The sequence below is a fragment of the Rhodoferax sp. genome, assembly GCF_028688795.1.
Taxonomy (GTDB): Bacteria; Pseudomonadota; Gammaproteobacteria; order Burkholderiales; family Burkholderiaceae_C; genus Rhodoferax.
In genome coordinates, this window is record NZ_JAQTXM010000031.1 from 1 (window position 1) to 24,747 (window position 24,747).

21 protein-coding genes, 4 pseudogenes and 1 riboswitch are annotated in these 24,747 nt (G+C 57.6%); of the genes and pseudogenes, 16 read left to right on the forward strand and 9 right to left on the reverse strand.

Annotation, left to right across the window (positions count from 1 at the left end):
• Nucleotides 1-191: 191 nt before the first annotated feature.
• Nucleotides 192-638: pseudogene (locus tag PHQ58_RS18835) on the reverse strand (hypothetical protein); the annotation flags it as partial.
• Between the two features lie 742 nt (nt 639-1,380).
• Here PHQ58_RS18835 and PHQ58_RS18840 point away from each other — a divergent pair.
• Nucleotides 1,381-1,758: an oxidoreductase gene (locus PHQ58_RS18840; RefSeq protein ID WP_300114133.1), complete on the forward strand. Its 378-nt coding sequence runs from the start codon at nt 1,381-1,383 to the stop codon at nt 1,756-1,758.
• A 155-nt stretch (nt 1,759-1,913) separates the two neighbouring features.
• Here the strand turns inward: PHQ58_RS18840 and PHQ58_RS18845 are convergent.
• A pseudogene (locus PHQ58_RS18845) lies at nt 1,914-2,233 on the reverse strand (transposase); the annotation flags it as partial.
• Here PHQ58_RS18845 and PHQ58_RS18850 point away from each other — a divergent pair.
• Both PHQ58_RS18850 and PHQ58_RS23685 read left to right on the forward strand, forming a co-directional pair.
• Nucleotides 2,123-2,929 (forward strand): hypothetical protein, encoded by an 807-nt coding sequence (locus tag PHQ58_RS18850; protein ID WP_300114290.1) that lies wholly within the window; start codon nt 2,123-2,125, stop codon nt 2,927-2,929. The pseudogene PHQ58_RS18845 and the gene PHQ58_RS18850 sit on opposite strands and share 111 nt — an antisense overlap.
• Before the next feature lie 260 nt (nt 2,930-3,189).
• A pseudogene (locus PHQ58_RS23685) lies at nt 3,190-3,252 on the forward strand (PEP-CTERM sorting domain-containing protein); the annotation flags it as partial.
• A gap of 866 nt (nt 3,253-4,118) precedes the next feature.
• Here the strand turns inward: PHQ58_RS23685 and atzF are convergent.
• The 7 genes from atzF to PHQ58_RS18885 all read right to left on the reverse strand — a co-directional run bounded on the left by atzF (nt 4,119) and on the right by PHQ58_RS18885 (nt 13,696).
• The gene (atzF, locus tag PHQ58_RS18855) at nt 4,119-5,924 is read right to left on the reverse strand and encodes an allophanate hydrolase (protein WP_300114136.1); all 1,806 of its coding nucleotides are present in this window, start codon (nt 5,922-5,924) and stop codon (nt 4,119-4,121) included.
• A complete protein-coding gene (gene uca, locus PHQ58_RS18860; protein WP_300114139.1) occupies nt 5,921-9,532 on the reverse strand; it encodes an urea carboxylase in 3,612 nt (1,203 codons plus the stop codon). Before uca ends, atzF begins: the two co-directional genes overlap by 4 nt.
• Before the next feature lie 145 nt (nt 9,533-9,677).
• The gene (locus tag PHQ58_RS18865) at nt 9,678-10,331 is read right to left on the reverse strand and encodes an urea amidolyase associated protein UAAP2 (protein ID WP_300114142.1); all 654 of its coding nucleotides are present in this window, start codon (nt 10,329-10,331) and stop codon (nt 9,678-9,680) included.
• Nucleotides 10,328-11,062 carry an urea amidolyase associated protein UAAP1 gene (locus PHQ58_RS18870; protein WP_300114144.1) on the reverse strand — a complete coding sequence of 245 codons (735 nt, stop codon included), beginning with the start codon at nt 11,060-11,062 and terminating at the stop codon, nt 10,328-10,330. The genes PHQ58_RS18865 and PHQ58_RS18870 overlap by 4 nt, the downstream gene beginning before the upstream one ends.
• Nucleotides 11,059-11,889, reverse strand: coding sequence for an ABC transporter ATP-binding protein (locus tag PHQ58_RS18875; protein ID WP_300114147.1), 831 nt, complete (start codon nt 11,887-11,889; stop codon nt 11,059-11,061). The genes PHQ58_RS18870 and PHQ58_RS18875 overlap by 4 nt, the downstream gene beginning before the upstream one ends.
• A gap of 5 nt (nt 11,890-11,894) precedes the next feature.
• Nucleotides 11,895-12,674: an ABC transporter permease gene (locus PHQ58_RS18880; protein WP_300114150.1), complete on the reverse strand. Its 780-nt coding sequence runs from the start codon at nt 12,672-12,674 to the stop codon at nt 11,895-11,897.
• Between the two features lie 14 nt (nt 12,675-12,688).
• Nucleotides 12,689-13,696: an ABC transporter substrate-binding protein gene (locus tag PHQ58_RS18885; protein ID WP_300114153.1), complete on the reverse strand. Its 1,008-nt coding sequence runs from the start codon at nt 13,694-13,696 to the stop codon at nt 12,689-12,691.
• Between the two features lie 57 nt (nt 13,697-13,753).
• Nucleotides 13,754-13,868: riboswitch (guanidine-I (ykkC/yxkD leader) on the reverse strand.
• Between the two features lie 157 nt (nt 13,869-14,025).
• On the opposite strand from PHQ58_RS18885, the pseudogene PHQ58_RS18890 reads away from it, so the two are divergent.
• The 13 genes and pseudogenes from PHQ58_RS18890 to PHQ58_RS18950 all read left to right on the forward strand — a co-directional run.
• A pseudogene (locus PHQ58_RS18890) lies at nt 14,026-14,334 on the forward strand (transposase); the annotation flags it as partial.
• An 847-nt stretch (nt 14,335-15,181) separates the two neighbouring features.
• Nucleotides 15,182-15,733, forward strand: coding sequence for an HAD domain-containing protein (locus tag PHQ58_RS18895; protein ID WP_300114156.1), 552 nt, complete (start codon nt 15,182-15,184; stop codon nt 15,731-15,733).
• A 99-nt stretch (nt 15,734-15,832) separates the two neighbouring features.
• The gene (locus tag PHQ58_RS18900) at nt 15,833-16,324 is read left to right on the forward strand and encodes a hypothetical protein (RefSeq protein WP_300114159.1); all 492 of its coding nucleotides are present in this window, start codon (nt 15,833-15,835) and stop codon (nt 16,322-16,324) included.
• Entirely contained in the window at nt 16,321-16,794 is a 474-nt protein-coding gene (locus tag PHQ58_RS18905) for an HAD domain-containing protein (protein WP_300114162.1), read from the forward strand. The genes PHQ58_RS18900 and PHQ58_RS18905 overlap by 4 nt, the downstream gene beginning before the upstream one ends.
• Nucleotides 16,791-17,552: a metallophosphoesterase gene (locus PHQ58_RS18910; protein ID WP_300114165.1), complete on the forward strand. Its 762-nt coding sequence runs from the start codon at nt 16,791-16,793 to the stop codon at nt 17,550-17,552. The genes PHQ58_RS18905 and PHQ58_RS18910 overlap by 4 nt, the downstream gene beginning before the upstream one ends.
• Nucleotides 17,552-18,166, forward strand: coding sequence for a hypothetical protein (locus PHQ58_RS18915; RefSeq protein ID WP_300114168.1), 615 nt, complete (start codon nt 17,552-17,554; stop codon nt 18,164-18,166). The genes PHQ58_RS18910 and PHQ58_RS18915 overlap by 1 nt, the downstream gene beginning before the upstream one ends.
• Nucleotides 18,167-18,184: 18 nt before the next feature.
• Nucleotides 18,185-19,009, forward strand: a complete 825-nt coding sequence (locus PHQ58_RS18920) for a metallophosphoesterase (protein WP_300114171.1) — start codon at nt 18,185-18,187, stop codon at nt 19,007-19,009.
• 81 nt (nt 19,010-19,090) lie between these two features.
• On the forward strand, nt 19,091-19,906 hold the full coding sequence (locus tag PHQ58_RS18925; protein WP_300114175.1) for a metallophosphoesterase: 816 nt from the start codon (nt 19,091-19,093) through the stop codon (nt 19,904-19,906).
• Nucleotides 19,903-20,703, forward strand: a complete 801-nt coding sequence (locus tag PHQ58_RS18930) for a metallophosphoesterase (RefSeq protein WP_300114177.1) — start codon at nt 19,903-19,905, stop codon at nt 20,701-20,703. Before PHQ58_RS18925 ends, PHQ58_RS18930 begins: the two co-directional genes overlap by 4 nt.
• 2 nt (nt 20,704-20,705) lie before the next feature.
• Complete coding sequence (locus PHQ58_RS18935) at nt 20,706-21,233, forward strand: HAD domain-containing protein (RefSeq protein WP_300114180.1); 528 nt, start codon at nt 20,706-20,708, stop codon at nt 21,231-21,233.
• 155 nt (nt 21,234-21,388) lie between these two features.
• Nucleotides 21,389-22,393: an LLM class flavin-dependent oxidoreductase gene (locus tag PHQ58_RS18940; protein ID WP_300114183.1), complete on the forward strand. Its 1,005-nt coding sequence runs from the start codon at nt 21,389-21,391 to the stop codon at nt 22,391-22,393.
• A 460-nt stretch (nt 22,394-22,853) separates the two neighbouring features.
• Nucleotides 22,854-23,474: a TetR/AcrR family transcriptional regulator gene (locus PHQ58_RS18945; protein ID WP_300114186.1), complete on the forward strand. Its 621-nt coding sequence runs from the start codon at nt 22,854-22,856 to the stop codon at nt 23,472-23,474.
• 88 nt (nt 23,475-23,562) lie between these two features.
• Nucleotides 23,563-24,723: an iron-containing alcohol dehydrogenase gene (locus PHQ58_RS18950; RefSeq protein ID WP_300114189.1), complete on the forward strand. Its 1,161-nt coding sequence runs from the start codon at nt 23,563-23,565 to the stop codon at nt 24,721-24,723.
• The last annotated feature ends 24 nt before the right edge of the window (nt 24,724-24,747 follow it).

A 24,747-nucleotide genomic window follows, 5' to 3' on the forward strand; every position in this document is an offset into this window, starting at 1 on the left:
TGCGGTGTGGTGTTGTAAAGCCGGGCCACCGTCTGGTTACACAACAAAAAATCGCCTTTGTCGTCCTTGAGCACGATGCAATCGGGTATTTCGCCGAACACCTCACGGTACAAGGCGAGTTCGCGAGTGTCGTTGACAGGCAGGGTTTCAGGCGAAGGAAATTCGTTTATGGGCGACATGGTGTGACTTTCCTATCCAAAAAGACGACGCAATACTTCGGGCTTGCGGGTGATGGGTGCGCGATGGGTAGATCTGCGTCCTGGTGCGCCGTCAGAACGACGACCATTCCCCGTTGTTAGAAGACACGACGGCACGCGTGGGCATGGGCATGGTGCGAGGCACAGGTGTGGACGCCACGCGGGTGTGCACGCCACGCGGGTGTGCACTTTGGTCACACGCAATTCGCTGCGGCTTGTGGACCGGGCTTTGCTGGATGTGAGACGCTCGAAGCCATCAGAGGTCAACTTAAACACCGCCACCGTGGCCACCAGCTCATGCGCCGGCGACTTTAAGCCACTCGTAGCCGCCGCCATCGCTTCAACCAGTGCCGCATTCTGCAGGGCCACCTGGTTCATCTGCATGACTGCTTCGCCGACCTGGTTGACACCCAGGCTTTGTTCTGCGCTGGCCGCGCTGATGCCCGAGCCGTCGGGCCGGTGCAGACCGAGACTGACCAGAGTCGGCGAGTCAAACTGGACACTGTCGAGTGCCTCGTCCAGGGTGATTGCCTCGCGGATCGTCGCGATGCCAGCCACGTTGCCGAACACCATGTGCAGGCTGCTGCAAATCAGGTCGGAGTCTTCAACGATCAATAACTTTAATGGCATGAGTCATCGTGCCAGCTACGGCCCGCATACAACATCGGGCGATGCTGATTTGACTGTCAACCCCCGCTGACACGGAGTAGGGCATGCCTTACCCCGCTAGATGCCGCATGCCAACCCTGGGTCTAAAGACATTAGGCCTTTCAAGCTACGAAATATAGGCGTTTTCAACTGCCAAATGAATAGCACTTCAACCCTGGTGAGGGGACGGTCTACAAGGTAGAACGTATGACAATGACAATGGCAATGGCAATGACAGGTATCCGGCAGGGAATTTGAACTTTTGTAGATCCGCTAACGCCGCATTGTCGGTTTACGCTCTGCTCCATTGCTGACCTTCATTTTTGACCGGCAGATTCGGAAAAAAGTGGTTGACTCTTGAAGACCCGTCGCTGCCGGTCACGGAGAAATTTTATAAGTCAAGTGCGCAGCGGCTCCTGACATAGGTCTGCCCAAAATGCTTGCTCCAGACCCGACATTCAACCCTGCACTCCTGCTGAAAGGCCCGCTTTTTTGGCATACAGTAGGCACTTGAACACTTCTTGAGAACTCCTCCATGGAAAAAATCCGCATTGTGTTGATCGGCGCCGGAGAAACCGGAACGCCCTTGCTGCGCCAGTTGCTGGACGCCAGTTTCATTGAAATCGTCGGTGTGGCTGATTTGAACGAAGACCTGCCCGGCATCAAACTGGCCAAGGAACACTGCGTGCGGACCACCTCTGACTTCATGACCCTGGTCGGTCTGGGCGCGGCTGTCGATATCGTCATCGACGTGACCGGCGTTGCCAAAGTGCGTGACCAACTGCGCAAGTACATGCAGGATTCCGGTAACCACCACACCATCATCATGCATGAGCTGATTGCTGTGTTGCTGATGTCGCTGTCGCAAGACAAGCTTGTGTCCATGAAGCACGATTCGGTCGATTACGCCTGAACGATCGGGCTCCTAGCCCCTGTATTGCTCTCGCTGACAGCTTCTTTTTGTGTAGCGCGTGAATCCACACCGTAACTGCTGCTGGGTGAACCCACTTGGCCATGGTCGTAAACATGGCGCTCACATTGAGCGGCTTGGCAATCTGGTCCCACGTGCCGGGCGTACATGGCGATGATCTTGTCGTCAAAACCAGTAAAGCGGCGCTCGTGTTTGCCAATGAGCTGGGGCTCAAAGCTGCCAGCACGGTCACGGGGCACCTCAATGCGAACAGCTCCACTGTCAGTAATGAGGGTCTTGGCGCAGGTGCCATTGCGGTGGTTGGTGACCCCTTCGGGTTTGTCCTGTCCGGGCCATAACCGAGGTGGTGGCTCATCTCCGCACCCATGGCGCGTTCGATGAAAGCCTTCTTGAAATTCTCAAAAATATCAGTGAATTGCTCTTTGGTCACCGGACCAGGGATGAGCTCTTCGAGCATTTGTTGATTGAGTTGCGGCAGAGCCGCTTTGCCGCTCGCTGCGGCTGTCTTGGTTTGGCGAGGCATGAAAACTCCTTTGGTGGAATGTTATGCCTTACACACAAAATTTCTGACAGGGTCGGTGGATATTGCGCGGCCAACCACTTGACCTCGATGTTGCTCATTGTCTTTCTTGACTCGGTTCAGCTTGCGTTCATACACGGTCGTGCAAGATGTGATCCATACCAACTCAAGGGGTTTTTCATGAAGCATCTCATCTCCAGCAAATCGCTCGCAGCCGTTGCGGTAGCACTTGGCGTGTTCGCTGCGGCTTCATCGGCGCACGCCAGTAGCGATGTGTATTTCTCTATCGGCGTTCAGGTACCAGGCGTCTTCGTGCAGTCGGCACCTGTGTATGTGCAACCCAGGCCTACCTACACGCCCACGCCCGACTACTATCGGCGCTACGGCGATGGTCGACGCAATGACGGACAGCATTGGCAACGCCGCGGCCCTCACGGCGACTCCGATCGCGATGGCATCGCCAACTTTTACGATTCGGGTAACCCACGCCATCAGAGGCACCAGGTAAGCCTTTACGGTCCTTACGGCGACCTTGACCGCGATGGCATCACGAACCAGCAGGACCGCGATCGCGACGGCGACGGTGTTCGCAATCGCTACGACCGCCTACCGGACAATCCATTCCGCAAGTAACCCCTGATTTGCATTCGCCAGGTCATCGAGATGCTCTAAAAATGCACCTCGCACGCTGCCATTGATTCAGCCCCAGCGGTAGAAGGCAAAGTCGCGATCAACGAATCGTGGGACCTAAGCTACGGCGCTGGTGGTTTGAAGGGAGGCAGCAATATCCAGTTCTCTTCGACAGGACTCTCCCCGACAATATTTGGTTTTTGCCCCGCGACTCACCTGCTGGTTGTTGACGGAAATTGCTTTGACAGTCCCCATCCAATGTCCCAGAGCCGGACACGCTTGCGCTTCTCAGTAGCGCGCTAATCGGGCTCGGTTTTGCGCGTTGATCCCGCTACAAGCGCTTGGCTCATTAGAAATCGCAGGTTGAAGTGGTCGGGTCAGTCCGGTGGTGGGCACTTGTGGATGGCTGTCGAAAAGTGCGTAAATTTGGCGGCAGGGTTTTTCCGGGCGCGAAATATGCGCGTATTTCTACCTTGCGGACACCCTCGGGCAAGCGCACATCCAGCGGGCGGCGGACGGCCTGGTTGCGATTGTTGACAAAACAGTACCGATGGACACGCTTATCTCCTTATGAAGAGGTATATGAAAATGTATATTGCACTTTTGGCGCAGTCAATTCAGCGCCTTCCAAAGGACTATGTTCGCGGGTCTCGTCCACCATCGCGTCGCCATTGCCAGATCAAGATGATTGCACTGGCGGGTCATGCGTGATTACCGGTATTTTGGCTAACTGAAGCATCGCCAAATTGCTATTCGTTGGCCCGTAACTGCCGACTTCGTAAGCAACAGAGGGGTGACTTTGGCAAGTCAAATATCGCTCATGGGCGCGCGGCCAAAGTCAGTCGATGGCTTTAGCCTGCATGTAAGTTCTCCAAATTAAGTCGCCCGCAAGCTGGCATTGGCTACCGTCAGACGACGATGCTTATGGAAAGATTTTCATAAGCCGCAGTTGCTGACATAGGTCTACCCGAAATTCTCGCACCAGACCGGACTATGGACGTCAACGATGTTTTGCATAGTCGACGACAGTGCTTTCGCACTGCCTTCATTTAAGCTCATATACAGGTCGGTTGGGGAGCTTCTGATTGAATTGTCAGCCTTGAGTCGAGCGGCAATTAATGCTAGCTGTGCTTTGCAGTAGCATCCTTCCTTTTCTAAGGTCTCATGCCTAGGTAGAGAGCCAGCGACCCAGTCACTTCAATTGAGATCGGTAGGCTCGCCATCCGCCAAATATTGTGATCTCCTTGGCGCCCTGCAGGCCATCCGGCTCACAAATGAAACCGGCAACAAGCCTGCCATCTGCCAGCACGGTGCGACCGATCCCTAGGGGCGCCGGAATGCCGTCCACAAAGCTGCCGAACTGGCTTGCAGGCAGTTCCCACACTTCCACGTCAATGGCCGCGCCACCTTCGGCCACGCGGACCAGGCCGGGGCGGTGGCCGTCGGGTAAGGCGTAGAGGCGATAGTTCGGCGCGGTGGTGGTGCGCTGCACTAGGCGGGCGCCTCGGCTCGTGAGTTGATGGTTGAGCGGCTGGCCTTGCAGATGCGCACCGCAAACCGCCACACGGACTTGCCCAGAGGGCACGGCCATGGTCGGATCGAACGGCACGGCCGCATGTCCGGTGGCGCCCAGCGTGGCCGCCTGACCCTGCAACGCGCGCTGCCAGCGTTGAGCCAGGTGCAGCAGCGGCTGGTCCTGGTGGGCCTGGGCTATAAAGGTCACGCCGCAGGGCAAGCCGTCGTCACGAAACCCGGCGGGTACCGCCATGGCGGCATAGTCCAGCAGGTTCACAAAGTTGGTGTAGTAACCAAAATCGCTGTTGCGCGCGATAGGTTCTGCCAGCAGCGTTGCGATGGGGTGGATGGTGGGTGAGGTGGGCAACAACATGCAGTCGATGTCGGCCCACACACCGGCGCAGCGTTGCGCCAGCGCGCGCAGGCGGTACTGGGCGGCGAAGGCATCGGCGGCCAAAAGCTTGGCGCCACCCAGCGTGATCTCGCGAGTCACCGGAAACACCGAATCGGGCTGGGCGTCGATGAAGGCGCGAATGGCCTGGTAGCGCTCGGCCACCCAGGGGCCTTCGTACAGCAGGCGGGCGGTTTGTGCAAACGGTGCAAAGTCGATTTCCACCACCTCTGCACCCAGTGCCTTGGCGTGAACCAGGGCCTCTTGGTAACACTGGGCATAGCCACTGTCACCCAAAAACTGCAACTGGTCGGCACGCGGCACACCCACGCGCCACTGGTCGGCGCGGCCAAAGTCAAAGCCGTGTGGCTGGGCCGGGCGTGAATACGCGTCTTGCGCGTCAACGCCGTGTGCCACCGCAAACACCTCTTGGGCGTCGTCGGCCGTCAGGGCGAAGATGGACACCACATCCAGCGAGCGGCAAGCGGGCACCACACCTTGTGTGGACAACAAACCCAGACTGGGTTTAAGCCCCACCAGATGGTTGAAACCCGCCGGTACGCGGCCCGAACCGGCGGTGTCCGTGCCCAATGAAAAACTCACATGACCCAAAGCCACCGACACCGCCGAGCCTGCGCTGGAGCCGCCGGACACGTAGTCGGGGTTGAAGGCGTTGCGGCAGGCACCATAGGGCGATCGTGTTCCGTTCAGGCCGGTGGCGAATTGGTCCAGATTGGCTTTGCCGATGGCAATGGCCCCGGCATCCAGCAGGCGCTGCACCACGGTGGCGCTGACCTCGGGCGTGTAGGCGTAATCGTGGCAGCCTGCGGTGGTCGGCACACCGGCCAGGTCGATGTTGTCCTTGATGGCAAAGGGAATGCCCCACAGCGGCAGACCCGCCGGGCTACGTTCCATCAGCGCCTGCGCTTGGGCGCGCAGGGTGGGGGCGTCTACGCGGTGAATCCACGCAGTGTGAGCGTCGTCGCCGATGGCGTCCATGACGAAATCCACCACCTGCAGCGGGTTCAAGCGGCCCGCGCGGTAGGCCTGTTGCAGGCTGCCGATGTTCAGTGAAATTTCTGGTTTGATCATGCTGTTTCTCCTTGGATCACCACAACGTCTTGTCCGGCTGACACCGCACTGCCTTCGCGGCAGGCCATGCGCAACACCTGGCCGGCGCAGGGCGCAGACACGGTGAACTCCATCTTCATGGACTCAATGACCAGTAGGGCGTCGCCCTCGGCCACGGCATCGCCCTCGGCCACCAGCAGCTTCCACACGCTGCCGGGCACGGCAGTGGCCACGCTGCGCGCGCCCGGGGGCAGGTCGTCGGCGGATACAGCAGCGTCAGGCCCCTCGACTTCGCCCACGTACTCGGCCTGGCCGGCCACGCGCCAGCGCTCGCGCTCTTCTTCAAAGGCCTGGCCTTGCAGGGCACGGAAGGCGGCGATGTCGTTTTCGTTCTCCTTCAGGAATTCCCGGTACTGGTGCAGGCTGAACGTGCCTTCCTCAACCCGCAACGGGTAGCGCCCGGCGGGAAAGTCACGGCGGATTTGCAGCAGTTCTTCTTCGCTGACCGGGTAAAAGCGAATCTGGTCGAAGAAACGCAGCAGCCAGGGCTTGCCTGCTTCAAAGGCGGGGGCGCCGCTAGCGGCATCGCGCCAGCGGTTCCACATCTGCAAGGTACGCCCGACGAATTGGTAACCACCGGGGCCTTCCATGCCGTACACGCACATGTAGGCGCCGCCAATGCCCACGGCGTTTTCGGGTGTCCAGGTGCGAGCCGGGTTGTACTTGGTGGTGACCAGGCGGTGCCGCGGGTCCAACGGCGTGGCCACGGGTGCGCCCAGGTAGACGTCACCCAGGCCCAGCACCAGGTAGCGGGCGTCGAACACGGTGCGCTGAACGGCGTCGATGTCAGCCAGGCCGTTGATGCGGCGGATGAACTCGATGTTGCTCGGGCACCAGGGGGCATCGGGTCGCACCGACTGCATGTATTTTTCAATTGCCAGACGGGTCGCGCTGTCGTCCCACGACAGGGGCAGGTAGACGGTGCGGCTTGGCACCACTAAGTCGTCGGTATCGCCCAAGGCATCGTCTGCTGCATAAATTGCAGTTATCAGCGCAGATGCAGAAAGGGCCAGAGGCTCAAAATGTATCTGAAGCGAGCGAATGCCCGGCGTCAGATCCACGATGCCCGGTAGCTGGCGCGCCTGCAGAGACTGCATCAGGCCGTGCACACGCAGGCGCAGCGCAATGTCCAGAACGGCGTCGCCCAGCTCGACCAGCACATAGCGGTCGCCAGCCTGACGCAGCACCAACGCCGGGCGCTCACCCTGAGCCGCACGCTGCGCCAGGATGGGCGAACCCACGGCCTCCGTGCGCTGCGCAATGGCGGGAGCGTTCCAGACCAAGTCGTCGATGCGGCCTTCCTGCGCCGCGTGCAGGGCCAGCGCTTCGTCAGCCGTCACGCAGCGAAAACGCACGGTATCGCCGGGGCGCAATTGGCCCATTTTCCAGCGGTCGCTGGCCAGCACCACGGCCGGGCAGACAAAGCCGCCCAGGCTCGGGCCATCTGGCCCCAGGATGACAGGCATATCGCCAGTGAAGTCGATGGCGCCAATGGCATAGGCGTTGTCGTGAATGTTGGAGGGGTGCAGGCCGGCCTCGCCGCCATCGCGCCTGGCCCACTGCGGCTTTGGTCCAATCAGGCGCACGCCGGTGCGGCTGGAGTTGTAGTGCACCTGCCAGTCGGTGCCAAAAAACATCTGAACATCGCCATCGGTGAAGAAATCCGGTGCGCCATGCGGTCCGTAAAGCACGGCAATGTCCCAGTGGTGTTGGTAGACCGGCACCACGGCGGCAGGCAGGCTGGCCATGGGCGGTGCGATGGCATCCAGGCCGATGTGCAACATGTCGCCGGTACGCAAGGTGCGCCCGGCATGGCCGCCGAACTGTCCGAGCGTGAAAGTGGAGCGGCTGCCCAGGTACAGCGGCACATCCAGCCCACCGCGCAGCGCCAGGTAGGTGCGCGCACCGGCGCCTTGCACTGCACCCAGCTTGAGCACACTGCCCGCCTTGACGGTGTGCGATTGCCACAGCGGCAGCACCACACCATCCACACTCAGCGCCATCGCTGCACCACAAACCGCGATCATCGTGTCGTGCAGGAAACGCAGGCTGGGTCCGCTGAGTGTGCATTCCAGCGCAGCCGCGTCGGGGGCATTGCCCACCAGCCGGTTTGCCAGGCGCATCGCCATGTCATCCATCGGGCCGGATGGGGGTACGCCCACCGCCCAAAAACCGACGCGGCCCGGATGGTCTTGCACGGTGGTTTGCACGCCGGGCTCCAGCACCTCCAGCGCCTGTGGCTGGTAGTGCAGCTCGGCCAGGCTGCGGGTGATGATTTGCCCCTGCACAAACATCGGGTCGGCCACCACGGTCCGCAAATAGCGCAGGTTGGTCTCAATCCCCGCGAGGCGCGTGGCGGCCAGCGCGACTTGCAGCTTGGCCACGGCATCGGCGCGGTCGGTGCCGGTGACGATGAGTTTGGCGATCATCGGGTCGTAATGCGGTGGCACTTCGCTGCCGGTGGCCACCCAGGTTTCAATGCGGGCATCGGAAGGAAAGACCACTTCGGTCAAGCCACCCGCGCAGGGTTGGAAGTTGCGCGCCGGGTCTTCTGCGTACAGCCGCACTTGGATGGAAGCCCCCTGCGGCGTGGGTACGTGCAGCGCAAAGTCGTCGCCGCGCGCCAAGCGCAGCATCCAGGCCACTAGGTCGACACCGGTCACCTGCTCGGTGACGCCATGCTCGACTTGCAGGCGGGTGTTGACCTCAAGGAAGTAGAAGGCCCCGGTATCGGCGTCCAGCACATATTCCACCGTGCCCGCCGAGCGGTAGTTGACCGCTTCGGCCAGACGTACCGCGGTGTGTTGCAGGGCGATGCGGGTTGCCTGCGGCAAGTCGGGCGCAGGGGTTTCTTCAATCACCTTCTGGTTGCGGCGCTGAGCCGAGCAATCGCGCTCACCCAGCGACACCACTTGGCCACGGCCATCGCCAAACAACTGCACCTCAATGTGGCGGGCGCGTTCAACAAACTTTTCCAGAAACAGGCCCGCATCCTTGAAATTGGCCTGCGCCAAGCGCTGCACGGCCTCAAACGCCGGGGCCATTTCAGCACTGCTGCGGATCAGGCGCATGCCGATGCCGCCGCCGCCCGCCGTGCTTTTGAGCATGACCGGGTAGCCGATGCGCGCGGCCTCGCTTTGCGCTTGCGCCAAATCAGTCAGCAAACCGCTGCCGGGCAGCAGGGGCACACCCTGGGCTTCGGCCAGCGCCCGCGCCGTGTGTTTGAGGCCGAAGGCGCGCATTTGCGCCGGTGTCGGGCCGATGAAGGCAATGCCTGCGTCTTCACAGGCCTGGGCAAAGTCCGGGTTTTCGGACAGAAAGCCGTAGCCGGGGTGGATGGCTCCGGCCCCGGTGGCTCGCGCCGCGTCCAGAATGCGCTGCGGGTCCAGGTAGCTTTGCGCGGCCGGGGCTGGGCCAATACACACACTGGTGTCGGCCATGGCCACGTGGAGTGAGTCGGCGTCCGCCTCGGAATACACCGCCACCGAGCGCAGGCCCAGGGCTTTCAGGCTGCGGATGACGCGGCAGGCAATGGCGCCACGGTTGGCGACTAAAACGGTATCAAACATGGGGGTGTCCCTCATGAAGCGGGTCGTCCCGCCGGGTGATGCGGCACCACGGGTCGTCCCGTGGGCAGGTGGTCGAATAATTTAAGCCAAACAGGCTTATAGTCCTTGTAAATAAAGCGCAAGCAGCTCTTTAATTTATAGCTATTTAATCCCAGATCAAAAGCTGAATCGGCGTCGGGTTGTAGCCGTTGCAGGGGTTGTTGAGCTGCGGGCAGTTGGAAATCAGCACCACCACATCCATTTCGGCCTTCAGCTCCACGTATTTGCCCGCACCGGAGATGCCGTCGGCAAAACTCAGGTGGCCTTCGGGGGTGACCGGCACGTTCATGAAGAAGTTGATGTTGGGCGCAATGTCGCGTTTGCCCATGCCCAGCACGCCGGATTCATGGCAGTGGCACAGGGCGTGCATGAAACTGTCGCGGCAGCTGTGCATGGGGCGTTTGTCCAAGGCGTAGCGCACGGTGTTGCTCTCGCTGGAGCAGGCGCCGCCCAGGGTGTCGTGGCGGCCGCAGGTGTCGGCCACGATGCGCAGCATGACGCGGCCCGAGTTGGCATACAGCCGTGAGCCCAGGCCCAGGTAAAGCTGACCATTGCGGGCGATGGTGTCGGCAGCGCTGTAGCGCTCGGATGCATCGGCCGCGCTGTAAAACAGCGTGTCCACGGCTTGGTTGCCTTCCAGATCGAGGATGCGCAGGGTTTGCCCGGCGCGCACGGTGGCCATCCAGGGGTCGCCTGCCAGGCAGGTCTGGTTCAGCACCGCATTGGCGGGGTTCAATTGGCTTTCGAGTAGCTTGCTCATGCTGCGGCTCCACAGTAGCGTTCGGTGTTGATGAAGGCCCGGCCGTTTTGCGGGCACTGGGTGCGGCAGGCGTCGTCTGGCGCCACCGGGGCGGCGCGGCAGGCGCTCAAGTGGACATCGGCAGGCGTGTAGTCAGGGCTTGCGTCCAGAGGGTGCGGGGCGCTGCTCAGCACCACCAGGGTGTCCATCTCAAAGCGCAGATCGACATAAGCGCCCGCCACGCTGTGGCCGTGTACATGGCTCAGCGCACCGTCAGCATCGGGCACCACTTTGCTGAAGAAATTAACGCTGGGCACCAGGTCGCGCACACCAAGTCCCCACTTGGCCAGCTCGATCAGCAGGTTGTCGCGGCCATTGCGGTGCATGGCGTTGCGGTGCTGCTGGTAGCGTTTTTCGCCGTATTTGGCCAGCACCATGGCGGCGTCGCTGACACCGCACCAGGTGTCATGCCAGCCCACGCTGTCGGCGGTGATGGAACACAGCACCCTGCCCATGTCGGACTGGCAGACAAAGCCTGCGGTGAGAAAGGCGGTGTGCTGCGACTTCAGGGTGTCGGGCATGTTGTAGCGCTCCAGCGGCTGCTCTGCGTTGTAAAACAGCGCGGACACGTTGGCACCGCCTTGCAGGTCGGTCAGGCGCAGGGCGGTACCGCGGCGCAGGCGGGCAGACCAGTGGTTGCCACCGGGGAGGTGTTCCTCCCACAGCAGGGCGTTGGTAGGGATGGGGTTCATTCAGGGTTCCTTTCTTCGGCCACTTTGGTGAGCCGTTCCAATTGATCCAGGTCAGTTTTCATGCCGGATGTTTCACGGATGCGGTCGAGCAACTGGCGCTTGAGGCGCGTGAATTCGGGCGAGAGCTTCATGTCCTGCTGGCGTTTTGCCGGCAATGGCACGTCATAGATTGAGTCAATGCGGCCCGGGCGCGGCGCCATCAGCACCACGCGGTGGCCCAAGTAAATGGCCTCTTCCACGTCGTGGGTCACAAACACAATGGTGGTGCGCTCCAGCCGGTGCACATGCAGGATCAGGTCATGCATGACCTCGCGAGTTTGCGCGTCCAGTGCGCCGAAGGGCTCATCCATCAGCAGGATTTGCGGTTTGCCCATCAGGGCGCGGGCAATTGCCACGCGCTGCTGCATGCCGCCCGACAACTCGTTGGGGTAGGCCCGGGCCGAGGCGGTGAGCCCCATCAGCCTGAGCAAGGCGTCGGCACGGCCAGATGCCGCCTCCACGTCCGCGCTGCTGCGGTTGTGCGTGTGGGCGCTGAGTTGGCGGCAAAAACGGATGTTTTCCGACACCCGCAGCCACGGGTACAGGCTGTAGTGCTGGAACACCATGGCACGGTCTTGCCCCGGCCCGGTGATGGCTCGGCCATCCACCAGAACGTCACCGGCGCTGTGCTTCTCCAGCCCGGCCAGGGTGCGCAGCAGGGTTGATTTGCCACAGCCCGAGGCACCGACCAGGGTGATGAACTCGTTGTCGGCAATGCCCAGGTTCACATCGTTCAGGGCGGTCGTCTCGCCAAAGTACTTCCAGACGTTTTTGCATTCAATCTTCATGGCGTTCACCGTGTGTGCATCCAGGGAAAAGCCCTGCGGTGCAGCAGGCGAAACAGCTGGTCAATGGCCAGGCCAATGAATCCAATCAACAAAATGCCGGCAAAGATCTTGTCGGTCTGCAGGAAACGCTGGGCTTTCAGGATGGCAAAGCCCAGGCCCGAATTGGCGGCCACCAGTTCAGCCACCACCAGGTAGGTCCAGGCCCAGCCCATGGTGACGCGCAGGGTGTCAAGCAGGGCGGGCTTGGCTGACGGCAAGATCACTTGCTCCAGCACCTCGCGGCGGGTCGCGCCCATGGTTTGCGCCGCTTCAATTTGCGCCATGGGGACGCGGCGCACGTCTTCGGCCACCATCAGCACCATCTGGAAAAACGTGCCAATGAAAATGATGGCCACCTTAGCCCCTTCATCAATACCGACCCACAGCATTACCAGCGGAATGAATGCCACGGCAGGCATGTAACGGATGAAGTCAGTCAGTGGCTCCAGCAAAGCCTGCACGGCGCGCCAACTGCCAATCATGAGACCCAGCGGGATCGCAATCAGTGCCGACAGCGCCCATCCGGTCACGACCCGCATGGTGCTGATGAAGGCGTCGCCCAGCAGGTCGTCCTCCATCGCCCAGGTGCCGATGCGCGTCACCACCGCATCGGGGCCGGGCAGAAACACCGGGTTCACGCCTGAATAGGCACTGAGCAGCGCCCATCCCAGCAGCGGCACCAGCAGGCCGGCCAGCGCCAACACCCCATAACTGCGACGCGAGATCGCCAACCGTATGGACCACATGATCTGGCCCCCTGTTACTTGAGCGCGTCTTGCAGCAAGCTGCCGTCAAGGCCCTTGGCAGCAACCGGCTTGCCCTCAATCAACTTGTGCTGGGTCAGGAAGGCGGCAATGACGGGCGCGGTGCCCGACAGTGACAAAGCCTGTTTGGCATCAAAGGCGAGGGTGTTGGCGGCCGCGTCGAAGAATTTGGTGCCGGGCAGGAACACGGCGTATTCCTCAGGCGTCATGTTGACCACCTTGGCCATGATCTTGGCGGCCTCAGTGGGTTGTTCACGGATGAATTTTTCGGTGTCAAACCAGGCCTTGATCATGCCGACGAGCTCTTTGCGCTTGGTTTGAATGGCCTTGTCCTGTGCCACCAACAAGTCAGGCACCAGGCCGGGCATGTCTTTGGAGGTGAACAGCGGCTTGCCTTTGCCGCTTTTCTCGATCTGGCTGACCCATGGGTTCCACAACACGGCGGCATCCACCTTGCCACTGATGAAGGCGGCAGCGGCATCGCCAGCTGAGAGGTTGACGACCTTCACGTCTGACAGCTTCATGCCGTTCTTGGCCAGTGCCGTGGCCAGCACAAAATGTGAGATGCTGAACTGCTCCAGCGCCACTTTCTTGCCCTTGAGCTGGGCAAACGACGTGATCTTGGGGCCGACCATCAGCGCATCGTTGCCAGCCGAGTTGTCGTTGACCAAAATGGCTTTCAGCGGCAGGCCTTTGGCGAGTGGACCGAGCGTGTCGGACCAGGTTTGGGAGTTGGCATCGAGCTGGCCTGACGACAGCGCACCAATTGAGTCGGTGTAGTTGGCAAACCAGACCAGCTTGACGTCAGCGCCGTGTTTCTTGAAATAGCCTTTTTGCTCGGCCACATACCAGGCCACCCAGCCCGGCCAGTCGGACACGCCAACCTTGACTTCGGCCGCAGCGGGCATGGACACAGCTGCTGCACCAATGCCGGCCAGGACCAGGCAGGTGCTGACAACGCTGCGTTTGAACGAACGAGAGATTGAATTGAGGGAAGAAGACATGGCGGGGCTCCAAAAAAGTGGGACAAACGCGGGAGACCACCTCGATCACGAAGTGATATCTCCCGGGCTTTTGTCCCTCCGTGGAACCGGCAGTGACATTCACCACTGCTAGCCGGCTGCTCTCGGACCAGACATTCCTTGACAAGGAACCGGAACCCTAGCGTCCATTTTTTGAAAGCAAACCGAGTTGGTTGCCCGCAGTCTTGTTAAGCACAAGGCGTGCCACCATTTTTCTAGCCATCCCGCCAATAAACCACGCATGCAGTGCGTTCCGTGCACAACTTTGGTACCACGTGCACCAATTTCGATGTGTCTGTAAGTTTGTGGCCAGAATTGCAGCTTGGCTGGGCCTGGTGCCCAAACAGCATTCCAGTGGCTGCAAACAGAATCTACTGGGAATCCGTAAGCGGGGTGACACTTACCTCAGGACCCTGTTGATTCATGGCGCGCGTTCGTTGATTCACAAAGCACCGCAGAAACCTTATGCCTGCAGTTGGATCAACGGTGTTGTCAATCGGCGAAACAAAAATGTGGCGGCTGTCGCGTCGGCCAACAAAAATGCACGCATTGTTTGGGCGCTGCTGGCCCATGACCGGGAATTCCGACCTGATTGCTCGACCGCCAAGGCGGCCACGTAACCAAGTCGGCTGATAAAGCAAAACGACAACAAAAGCAGGGAGTGAACTGAACCACCGATTGCTCAGACGATCAAGAAGTGATGGCAAGACAGGTTAGACCGTGGTTGGCAAAGCCCGATAGACCCGCAGCACCCAGAGTGCGTGGAAGCGATAGAGACGTCAACCAGCGAATCCCATTAGGGGCAGTGGCCGAAAGTCACAAAAAAAGTCCAAATGTACGGGTGCAATCTTTACCTTCGAGTCATCATGAATTGAACGCTTGGCAAACCGGGAGCGTCCCTGTAAGGGTATTGGTGGCCGTCGGGTTAGGTTGCAGACTTGTCTCAGAATTGCCTGTCGTCAATGTCAGCAATGCGGTTGGTTTGCCGCCGATTGAACGGCAGCTTGATGGAACCTCGGCCACAAAATTTTCCTGCTGTCCGAAAGCTGCCGCCCATGGGCACCCGCTGTCAAAGCCAGATGATTTGTTGTCTTTGCGCTCATAGCCAATGTTCCTGCTGCTCAATTGTCGACACTCGCTTTCGCGACCATCAGCGTAAATTTAATGCCTTAACTTGGTTGAAGTGTTGCAACACGATTGCAAAACAAAGCAAGTTAGACCTGAAGCAAAAAAAAGTTTAAAGCGCAACTTCAAATGCTTTCAATGCATTTTTGTATGTCGTCCGAGTTAGAGCATCGGGCACATCAAGCCCGGAACGGAAAACAGGGAAGTGGAAAGTTTCAGAATCCTCCGCGATCCATTCATTTTCTGCAGGAGAGCCCATCAAAAAAATGTATCAAAGGCACTTGCGCCCGCTGAGATTTTGCTATAGAATTATTTAAAGCACCAACAACAGTGACGATTTAAATGAACTCTAATCACAACTTAGTTAATGTCAGCCGCGCCATTTTTCTGGATATCGATGGCGTGTTCCATCCGGCAACAGACATAGAAAGTCTTGACCAAAGTCTGCCGCTGGACGTTCTGACCAAAAATCACAACCTGTTGCGCTGGGCGCCCCTATTGGCCGAACAGTTGCGTACCCATAACGATGTGATGCTTTTCGTGCACAGCAATTGGCGAAATCGCCTGAGCGACAAGGGAATGCGCGAAGTCCTTGGACCGTTGGGTGAATTGATTGCAGCGGACAACTACAACCTGATGTACTGCGGGGTCACAGACGTAGAAATCACTGAGCGAGAGGCTTCAATTGCTGCAAAGGTACAAGAAGCGGACCTGGCTGAGTACCTGATCATTGATGACAACTCCGGGGCATTTTCTGAGTTGCGTGAGCACCTTTTGCTGTGCGACCCGCTGGCAGGTGTTTCTGACCCCGCGGTTCAGCAGGCCGTGGCGAAGTGGCTGGCCGCTACATGTTCCTGCCCATCCAGTAACGGTAACGCACCAATTGCTTGTTAACACCATCGTTGCGTCTCAATGACTGTAAAGCGCGACTGGACTTCATGGAAAACAACCGCATATCCCCTCGCTAACAGACTGAAGAGAGCCAAGACTGAAATGAACACACCTAAACAGCTTTACGCTAGATTTCCTTACATGTTTGCCGGCAAGGACCTTGGCATCACCCTCTATAAGGGCTGGTTTTTATTATTCGCCAAGCTGTGTCAGGACATCGACGATGTTCTGGGTGCGGATAAAAGAAATTTTCACTGGGCGCAAGTGAAGGAAAAATTTGGCGCGGCGCGTTGGTATTTCTCCATGCAAAACATGCACGCAACCGTTGCTGTCAATGAAATTGGATCTGATGGGGTCGTGACATCGCTTTACAGAACCCTAGTGCGCGATGTCGAATCAATCAGCAGCCATGTGTCACGCCTTGTTCATGCAGCTGAAACGCTGACGCACGCAACATGCATTGTTTGTGGTGAGCCAGGCAAGCTTGATTCCCACGGCGGCTACATCCTCGTTCTATGTGTCAAGCATGCTCGCCAACGCATTGGGGGTGGCAGCTTGCCCCAATACTTGTTTGACGAGGCGGACCAGGTATGAGCCCCAAAACCCTGATCATTTTTCTGGATTTTGATGGCGTGATGCATCCTCATCCGTGCTTCGATGCGAATATGTTTACGCAACTTCCGCTCATTGAAGAAGTTCTGCGTGAGTTTCCATCGGCTGAGATTGTGATCAGTTCAAGTTGGCGCTTGGATTCCAGTTTTCAAGAATTAAAGCGACTTCTCTCCACTGATATTGGTCAGCGTGTCATTGGCACCACCCCTTTTTATCATGATCCAAAACTTGATCATTTGCAAAATCGACCAACTGGCTATGTGCGCCAGTGGGAAATCGAGCGATGGATGTCTGAGAACTCAAGCATCGAAGCGCAATGGGTTGCCGTTGACGACTATCCAGAATGGTTTGAGCCAAATTGCCCAAACCTGCTTGTGACTTCTGCTGCAACTGGTTTTGTTGAAAATGACAAACAGACGCTGCGCGACTTGATCATGGCGAGGTTGTCATGATTCGTGGCATTCAAGCCTTTGATGCAGAGCATGCTCAGGTGCTAAGTCGCATCTGGTTTATGGGAGACGTGCATGGCGAGTTCAAGCACATCGCACGCGCCTTGCTGGAAGCACCTGAGAAACCGAGCTGGCTCGTTTTTCTCGGCGATATTGACATTGACCACATCTCATTTCGTGAGATTCTGGCGCCATTGCGTCGCAACTTTCCGAACACGAAGGTCGGTTTCATCCATGGCAATCATGATGCCGACACTTATGAGCATTGGGAAATGCTTCATGATTGCGGCGATGCTGTCGCCCTGCATGGTCAGGTGCTTGAGCTTGATGGCGTGAAAGTGGCTGGATTGGGTGGCAACTTCATGGGTCGCATCTGGAACCCACCAACACAAGCCACCTTTCAAAGCAAAGACAAGGCGATGAATCGTGGTCCTTACCAATGGCGGGACGGGCAACGTCCCGACCCATCTTTGTATGCAGCGATCTATCCCAGCGATTTTGAGCGACTGGCAAAGTTGCGCGCTGACATTCTGGTGACGCACGAAGCGCCATCCTGTCATCCTTACGGGTTCGAAGCCATTGATGATCTTGCGCGGTCAATGCGAGTGGTTCGCAGTTTTCATGGGCACCAGCACGATGACCGCAGCGATGAGTACGCCTTGGTGCGCGACAAAATGGGATTTGATGCCAAGGCGGTGAACTACTGCGGAATCAAAAACGGGCTTGGACACCTCATTCATTCGGGACCTAAGGGATGGTGATGGATATTGACCAGTCCTACCTTGCGCTTGATTTGGAGCGAGACCAGAAAAGCAGAAAAATCATCCAGGTGGGCATCGCTATCGCCTATCCCAAGCAATTGCAAAGCCAATACTGGACGCGGCAGTGGTTGCTCGATCCCGGTGAGTCCATTGAGTCAGCCACCACCACTTTGACCGGCATCACGGATGCAGACATTCAGGCGCGTGCGGTGCCTTGGGAGGTGATGGCATCTGAATTGTCTGCGTTGATCGTCAAACACAACACGTTCATCAATCCAATTACTTGGGGAAGCGGGGACAGCACTGAATTGCTTTCAGCAATCAAGGACCGCGCCATTTCATTCCCGCATTTTGGGCGCCGATGGATCGATATCAAGACATTCCACGTCGTGCTTATGTTGGCTCAAGGCAAGAGCCAAACTGGCGGTTTGAGGAGCGTGATGGGCAAGCATGGCATTCCTTTTAAAGGACTGGCGCACCAGGCAGACATTGAGGCTGCCAACACCCTGCGGCTATTTTTCAAATTGCTTGGCAGCCATGCGATTTCTGAATCGATCAATCAGTCGGTAAAAGCAGCATGGACACCGCAGCGAACCCATAAGTCAAGTCACTAATTTTTAACGCAACGAATGATGAAACTTCTTGTCCTCTCAGATTTGCACCTTGAAAACGGCTATTTCGAGCCGCAGGAAGATGCGGTTGATGCTGCCGATGTCATCGTTCTGGCTGGCGACATCCATCCTGCACCCAACGGCATTGAGTGGGCGCGGAGAACTTTTGGGGACAAGCCGATTGTCTATGTCGCTGGCAACCATGAATATTTTGACTGTGAATTCGAGGCGGCATTGCAACTCATGCGGGTGACGGCCAAACAGCATGATGTGCATTTCCTTGAAAACGATGCCGTCACCATCAGGGGCATTCGATTTCTTGGGTGCACACTCTGGACTGATTTTGAGTTTTATGGCTCGGACAAAAAACAAGCCCTGATGGCGCGTGCCGCGGTTCGCTGGCCTGATTACATTGGGCGCATCGAGTCCAGGCGAAGCATCACTGGACGACTCTTGCCGGAGTTGACTATCAAGCGCCACTGGGAAAGCCGTGCCTGGCTGCAGGCCCAATTGCCACTGGGTGAAAGTTGCAAAACAGTGGTGGTCACGCATCACTATCCCAACAAAAAATCCACGTCACCCAAATTCGTGGGCGATGAAATGAATGTGGTGTTTGGCTCTCACGTACCCGATGAATTGGTCACTCAGGCGGGACTCTGGATTCATGGTCATAGCCATTCAAGTGCTGAATACCGCATCGGTGAGGGCAAGCACCACACCCGGATCGTTGCCAACCCCAAAGGTTATGGAAATTGGTCGAACGATCCGGAAAACTACAGATTCGACTCCGGCTACCTGGTCGAACTGCTGCCTGATGGCAACTGGGCTCAACATGTCAAGTCTTGAAATCCTCCTGCCAGCCGGGCGTCAATGGGAGACCGCGATGGCGCAATTTGGTGAGTTTGAAATATGGGTGAGGGTGACCACATGAAAATCCAACTTGCCAGTGATCTACATTTAGAGCATGTGAATCGTCTCAACAGCCAGAACCAGCCAGTGCGCATCATTGGACCCGTGCCCGGCGCGGATGTGCTGGTGCTCGCCGGTGACATTGCCGATGGCGCTTATGCCTGCACCCTGTTTGCAGACTGGCCGGCAGAAGGACAGGTTCCTATCATTTATATTGCAGGTAACCATGAGTTTTACGGTCACGCCATTGATCCGATCTACGACAAATTGCGCGAAGGCGCAGCGCTCAATAACATCCATTTCCTGCAGAATGACAGTGTCGTGATCGATGGCGTCCGCTTTTTGGGCACAACCCTTTGGACGGATTACAGGCTAGACTTGAATCGGACCCAAAGCCAACTCATGGAATATTGCGGCACCCGGTTGAATGACCATTTCCGCATTCGCACTGGGCGCCATGGTTTCACCCCCGGTGATGCATTGGCTCGCCATGAAATAGCGTGGGCATGGCTGACATCTGAATTGGCAAAACCCTTCGACGGTAAAACCGTGGTGGTGTCGCACCATGCGCCGCATCCGCTATCGATTCACCCTCGTTACATTGGCAATCAACTGAATGCTGCCTTTGTCAGTGACTTGAGCGAACTCATGCCCGGTGTTGACCTGTGGTTGCATGGCCATGTGCACGACAGCTTTGATTACCAGGTAGGGCAGTGCAGGGTGGTGGCGAATCCTGCTGGCTACGTGCTCAACCGAAATATGGCAACTGATCCGAATGACTACGAGTTTGAGAACCAGGCCTTTGACCGAAATTTGCTGGTCGAACTCACATGAAAATCCTCGTCCTTAGCGATTTGCACTTATCTCACCATTCATTTCCGGTGGTGATGGACGGCAAACGCATTGATAAATACGCCGATGTGGTTGTTCTGGCTGGCGACATTGACGATGGGCTGGGCGGCTTTCGCTGGGCGCGAGAGGCATTTCCAGACAAGCCCATCGTGATGGTGGCTGGTAACCACGAGTTTTATGAAAAGCACTGGACCCGGCATGTGGACGACATGCGGGATGCGGCCAAAACCTACGACATCGAGTTTCTGGAGGCTGACGGGGTCGATCTGGCTGGCGTGCGGTTCCTGGGTTGCAGTCTGTGGACAGATTTTGAGTTGTTTGGCGCTGACAAAAAGGCCATTGCGATGCGGGTGGCCAAAGCCCAAATGAACGACTTTCACTGCATCAAGATGTCGCGATATGCCGAGTTTCATTGGGTGCATTCCAAATACCTGACGCCAGAATTGACAGCGATGCGCCACCAGGGAAGTGTCGAGTGGCTGACTAAAAAGCTGGGAAAAGGGGACGACCCAAATCGAACCGTGGTTGTCACGCACCATGCGCCTCATCCAAATTCAGTGCCGGTACATTTCGCCAACGACATGCTCTCAGCGGCGTATGCCAGTGATTTGACCAGGTTGATGGGCAGGGCGGGACTGTGGATTCATGGGCACATGCATCACAGTGTTGACTATCAACTCAACGCGACACGCATTGTGGCAAATCCGCGTGGTTACATGCATAAAAACGGTGGCTTTGAGAATGCGCGATTCAATCCTGCTTTCCTGATCGAGATTTGACGATGTGGCCCCCGCAAAGAACGCCAAAAGGTGCTGGTGAATTCATTTTGTACCTTGATTTTGATGGTGTGCTGCACCATGAGAATTGCCTCTGGCATCCAAAACGCGGTCCATACCTGAAGGCGCCGCCTGGTCATGTGCTGTTTCAGCATGCACCACTACTTGAAGCCTTGTTGGCTCCTTATCCCCAAATCCGCATTGTGTTGAGTACTTCATGGGTCCGCAGCTACGGCTGCACTGGCGCCGCCAAGCGCTTACCGCAGTCATTGCAAAAGCGGGTGATCGGCGCCACGTTTCACTCGCGCATGAACAAAACAGAATTCGTCAGCGCACCCCGCGGCATGCAGGTGTGGGGTGATGTCATACGGCGCAAACCCAAGGACTGGATTGCCCTTGACGATGACTGGTTGCACTGGCCGAAATGGTGTCTGGACAAATACGTTAAGACCCATGAGTTTGAGGGCATCGCCGAACCTGCTGTACTTGCTGAATTTTCAGAAAAATTGGCGGGTATGTGCAAGGAAGTTTAGTGCGAGTTCAAATTCGAAGCGCGACTTTATGAATAGCGGGTTGGGTGGGCGAGATGTGGGGGCGGCAGCAGCTCGAATTGCATGGCCAAACGCCCAACAAATCAAAATGGCGTATTCTGGGCAACTCACATGACCATCAAGTACTTACCCACTCCATGACGGCTCTCACAAACATTTCGCTCTCCATGCTTGACCTGGTGGCTGTGCGCGAAGGCGGCACCGTAGCCAATGCCTTGGCGATCTCCCTCCAAACCGCACAACATGTGGAGACTCTTGGTTTCACCCGTTATTGGCTGGCTGAGCACCACAACATGGTGGGCATCGCCAGTTCTGCAACTGCCGTGCTGGTCGGCCATATTGCAGGCGATACCCACCGCATCCGGGTCGGCTCTGGCGGCATCATGTTGCCCAACCATGCGCCGCTGGTGGTGGCTGAAGCTTTTGGCACTTTGGCTGAGTTGTATCCTGGTCGCATTGACTTGGGACTTGGCCGTGCGCCAGGAACCGATCGGGCCACGATGCGTGCGCTACGGCGTGACCGAGTGGAGACCGAACAGGATTTCCCACGCGATGTTGCCGAATTGCAGAGGCTTTTGGGACCGGTGCAAGCAGGCCAGGGGATCGTCGCCATGCCGGGTGCGGGTACCGAGGTGCCGATCTGGTTGCTGGGCTCCAGTCTTTTCTCGGCCCAGTTGGCAGCAGAACGTGGCCTGCCCTATGCGTTTGCAGCGCATTTTGCACCGCGCCTTTTGCATCAGGCCCTTGATTTGTACCGATCTCTTTTCCGACCCTCCAGTGCGCTGGCAAAGCCTTATGCCATTGTTGGGGTACCTTTGATTGCTGCGCCCACAGACGATGAAGCAGAGTTTCTGGCCAGCAGCACCTACCAGCGGATCCTTGGCATCCTGACCGGTGACCGTCAACGCTTGCAGCCACCGGTGGCGAATTACCTGGAAGGACTACACCCGCAGGAACGCTCAGCCATTGCCGACTTTCTGTCCGCTGGCGTGATTGGCGGGCCAGACAAGGTGCGCGCAGGTCTGCAAGCCCTGGCCAACAGCACCCAAGCCAATGAGTTCATGCTGGTGTGTGATGTGTTTGACCCAGCTTTGAGACTGCGCTCGCTCGATATCGCCGCGGCGGCTTGTGCCATTCAGTGAGTCTGCCTGCGGAGAATCGCTTATTTGCCGACGATCCCAAGCAACTTGACCAGTGCGCTCACAGTGGTGAAACCTCTGCACTTTGTGTCTTTGGTGAGCATGAGCGTGGTTTAGCATCTACTTTTTAGCAGCCAGCTTCGCCTACAAATCAGCGAAGAGATTGAAGGTCGACGCCGGGATGACGTTACCGTTATCACTTCGCCCCTTTATGTCTTTGAGCTTGGCATGTTCGTTTTCGTGGCAGGATGTGCAGAGCAGCGCTGCAGCACTATTTCCACAAACCCAGCACCTACTGTCACTGTCTCATTTTTTGGAATGTAACCTGATACCTGCCACGGTGATCAGATCGCCAGGTCCAACCCGCAATCACGCCACGTTCAGGATTGGTAGATTTGGGCATGAGTTGGTTGGGCTTTCCATAGTTACTAGACGACTGGTCTATTTGTGATAGACTTCATGCATGACAAACGAGCAAATATCAGCCAGAGACCACATCCTTGATTGCGGGGAGCGTCTGATTGCGAACAAGGGTTTCGTAGGTGTGGGCTTGGCTGAAATCCTGGCCGTGGCGGGTGTTCCCAAGGGGTCTTTTTACCATTACTTCAGCTCCAAAGAGCGCTTCGGTGAGGTCTTACTGACACGCTACGTCGATGCCTACATGGGACGACTGGATGGTCTATTCAGCCCTGATGGCCGAACCGCGCGGCAGCGCTTGATGACGTATTGGTCTCACTGGCGCACGAGCCAATGCGACTCTGCCAACGGCGCTTGTAGCAGCGCTGAGGCCAGCACCAAATGTCTGATCGTCAAGCTCAGCGCCGAGGTGGCCGATATTTCTGAAGGCATGCGGTTGACGCTGCGTGACGGCACAGACCGCGTGGTGCGCCGCATTGCGCAGTGTCTGGACGATGCCAGAGCTGACGGTTCCGTGTCAACGTCTCTGGTAGCAGAGTCGATGGCGCTGACGCTCTATGAACTCTGGCTCGGTGCCAGTTTGCTGGCCAAGTTGCGTCGTGATGCTTCGCCGTTTGAGCATGCCTTGCGCAGCACCGAGCAATTGCTGGACTGGCCCGCCAGCTAAACCCTTTAGCTCGGTCTTTTTTTACCCAAGATTTAGACGACCGGTCTACTTTTAACTTTTCACTCGACAACCCAATATAAGAATTGACATGAACAACTTTGATTTTTACAACCCCACACACATTATTTTCGGCAAAGACCGCATTAGCGACCTGTCCAGCCTTGTGCCCGCAGCAGCCAAAGTCCTGATTCTGGTCGGTGGTGCCAGTGCTGAAAAAACTGGCACGCTGGCTGAGGTCCGTCAGGCCCTGGGCACTCGCACGCATAGCACATTCAGTGGCATTGAACCGAACCCGAGTTTTGAGACGGCCAAAAAAGCGATCGAAATGGTGCGAGAGGAGGGCTTTGACTTCTTGCTGGCCGTTGGCGGTGGCTCCGTCATTGATGCCACCAAATTCATCGCTGCAGCCGTGCTGTTTGAAGGCGATGCATGGGACATCCTGCGTCAAGGAGGCCGCAACATTACCCAGGCCGTGTCATTTGGTGTGGTGCTGACCCTGCCTGCAACCGGTTCAGAAATGAACAACGGGGCGGTGATGACCCGCCATGACATCGGCGCCAAGTTGCCATTTCGCAGCCCCCAGCTGTTCTCCAAATTTTCCATACTGGACCCCACCAAGACCTACACGCTGCCCGTCAAACAACTGGCCAACGGTGTCGTGGATGCCTTTGTCCACACCATGGAGCAATACCTCACTTACCCGGTCAACGCGCCGCTGCAAGACCGCTTTGCCGAAGGGCTGCTGCAAACCTTGGTTGACATCGGCCCACGCCTGTCGACAGCGACCGAGCCCAACTATGATGACCGTGCCAGCCTGATGTGGGCAGCCACACTGGCGTTGAACGGATTGATCGGTGCAGGGGTGCCGCAAGACTGGGCCACCCACATGATTGGCCATGAGCTTACGGCGCAGTACAACATCGACCACGCCCGTACCTTGGCCATCGTGTTGCCCGCCATGTTGAATGAGCGGCGCGCGCAAAAGCACGACAAGTTGCTGCAATACGGCCGTAGGGTGTGGGGCATCTGTGAGGGCTCCGAAGAGGAACGCATTACGGCAGCCATCACCGCCACCCGTGACTTTTTCGAACGCATGGGCCTGCCGACCCGCCTGAGTGCATATGACTTGGGTCAGGACGCGATCGACCTAGTGATCAAACAACTCGAAGCCCATGGCATGACGCAGCTCGGTGAGTATGGGGATGTGACGCCTGGTGTCAGCCGCAGGGTCCTCGTTGCCGCACTCTGACCCCCTCATCACCTACTTCACAAA

Bases quoted from the DNA above. Each gene is read 5' to 3' on its own strand.
- PHQ58_RS18840 (WP_300114133.1), top strand. From the start codon at position 1,381: ATGGAAAAAATCCGCATTGTGTTGATCGGCGCCGGAGAAACCGGAACG.
- atzF (WP_300114136.1), bottom strand. From the start codon at position 5,924: ATGATCAAACCAGAAATTTCACTGAACATCGGCAGCCTGCAACAGGCC.
- uca (WP_300114139.1), bottom strand. From the start codon at position 9,532: ATGTTTGATACCGTTTTAGTCGCCAACCGTGGCGCCATTGCCTGCCGC.
- PHQ58_RS18865 (WP_300114142.1), bottom strand. From the start codon at position 10,331: ATGAGCAAGCTACTCGAAAGCCAATTGAACCCCGCCAATGCGGTGCTG.
- PHQ58_RS18870 (WP_300114144.1), bottom strand. From the start codon at position 11,062: ATGAACCCCATCCCTACCAACGCCCTGCTGTGGGAGGAACACCTCCCC.
- PHQ58_RS18875 (WP_300114147.1), bottom strand. From the start codon at position 11,889: ATGAAGATTGAATGCAAAAACGTCTGGAAGTACTTTGGCGAGACGACC.
- PHQ58_RS18880 (WP_300114150.1), bottom strand. From the start codon at position 12,674: ATGTGGTCCATACGGTTGGCGATCTCGCGTCGCAGTTATGGGGTGTTG.
- PHQ58_RS18885 (WP_300114153.1), bottom strand. From the start codon at position 13,696: ATGTCTTCTTCCCTCAATTCAATCTCTCGTTCGTTCAAACGCAGCGTT.
- PHQ58_RS18895 (WP_300114156.1), top strand. From the start codon at position 15,182: ATGAACTCTAATCACAACTTAGTTAATGTCAGCCGCGCCATTTTTCTG.
- PHQ58_RS18900 (WP_300114159.1), top strand. From the start codon at position 15,833: ATGAACACACCTAAACAGCTTTACGCTAGATTTCCTTACATGTTTGCC.
- PHQ58_RS18905 (WP_300114162.1), top strand. From the start codon at position 16,321: ATGAGCCCCAAAACCCTGATCATTTTTCTGGATTTTGATGGCGTGATG.
- PHQ58_RS18910 (WP_300114165.1), top strand. From the start codon at position 16,791: ATGATTCGTGGCATTCAAGCCTTTGATGCAGAGCATGCTCAGGTGCTA.
- PHQ58_RS18915 (WP_300114168.1), top strand. From the start codon at position 17,552: ATGGATATTGACCAGTCCTACCTTGCGCTTGATTTGGAGCGAGACCAG.
- PHQ58_RS18920 (WP_300114171.1), top strand. From the start codon at position 18,185: ATGAAACTTCTTGTCCTCTCAGATTTGCACCTTGAAAACGGCTATTTC.
- PHQ58_RS18925 (WP_300114175.1), top strand. From the start codon at position 19,091: ATGAAAATCCAACTTGCCAGTGATCTACATTTAGAGCATGTGAATCGT.
- PHQ58_RS18930 (WP_300114177.1), top strand. From the start codon at position 19,903: ATGAAAATCCTCGTCCTTAGCGATTTGCACTTATCTCACCATTCATTT.
- PHQ58_RS18935 (WP_300114180.1), top strand. From the start codon at position 20,706: ATGTGGCCCCCGCAAAGAACGCCAAAAGGTGCTGGTGAATTCATTTTG.
- PHQ58_RS18940 (WP_300114183.1), top strand. From the start codon at position 21,389: ATGACGGCTCTCACAAACATTTCGCTCTCCATGCTTGACCTGGTGGCT.
- PHQ58_RS18945 (WP_300114186.1), top strand. From the start codon at position 22,854: ATGACAAACGAGCAAATATCAGCCAGAGACCACATCCTTGATTGCGGG.
- PHQ58_RS18950 (WP_300114189.1), top strand. From the start codon at position 23,563: ATGAACAACTTTGATTTTTACAACCCCACACACATTATTTTCGGCAAA.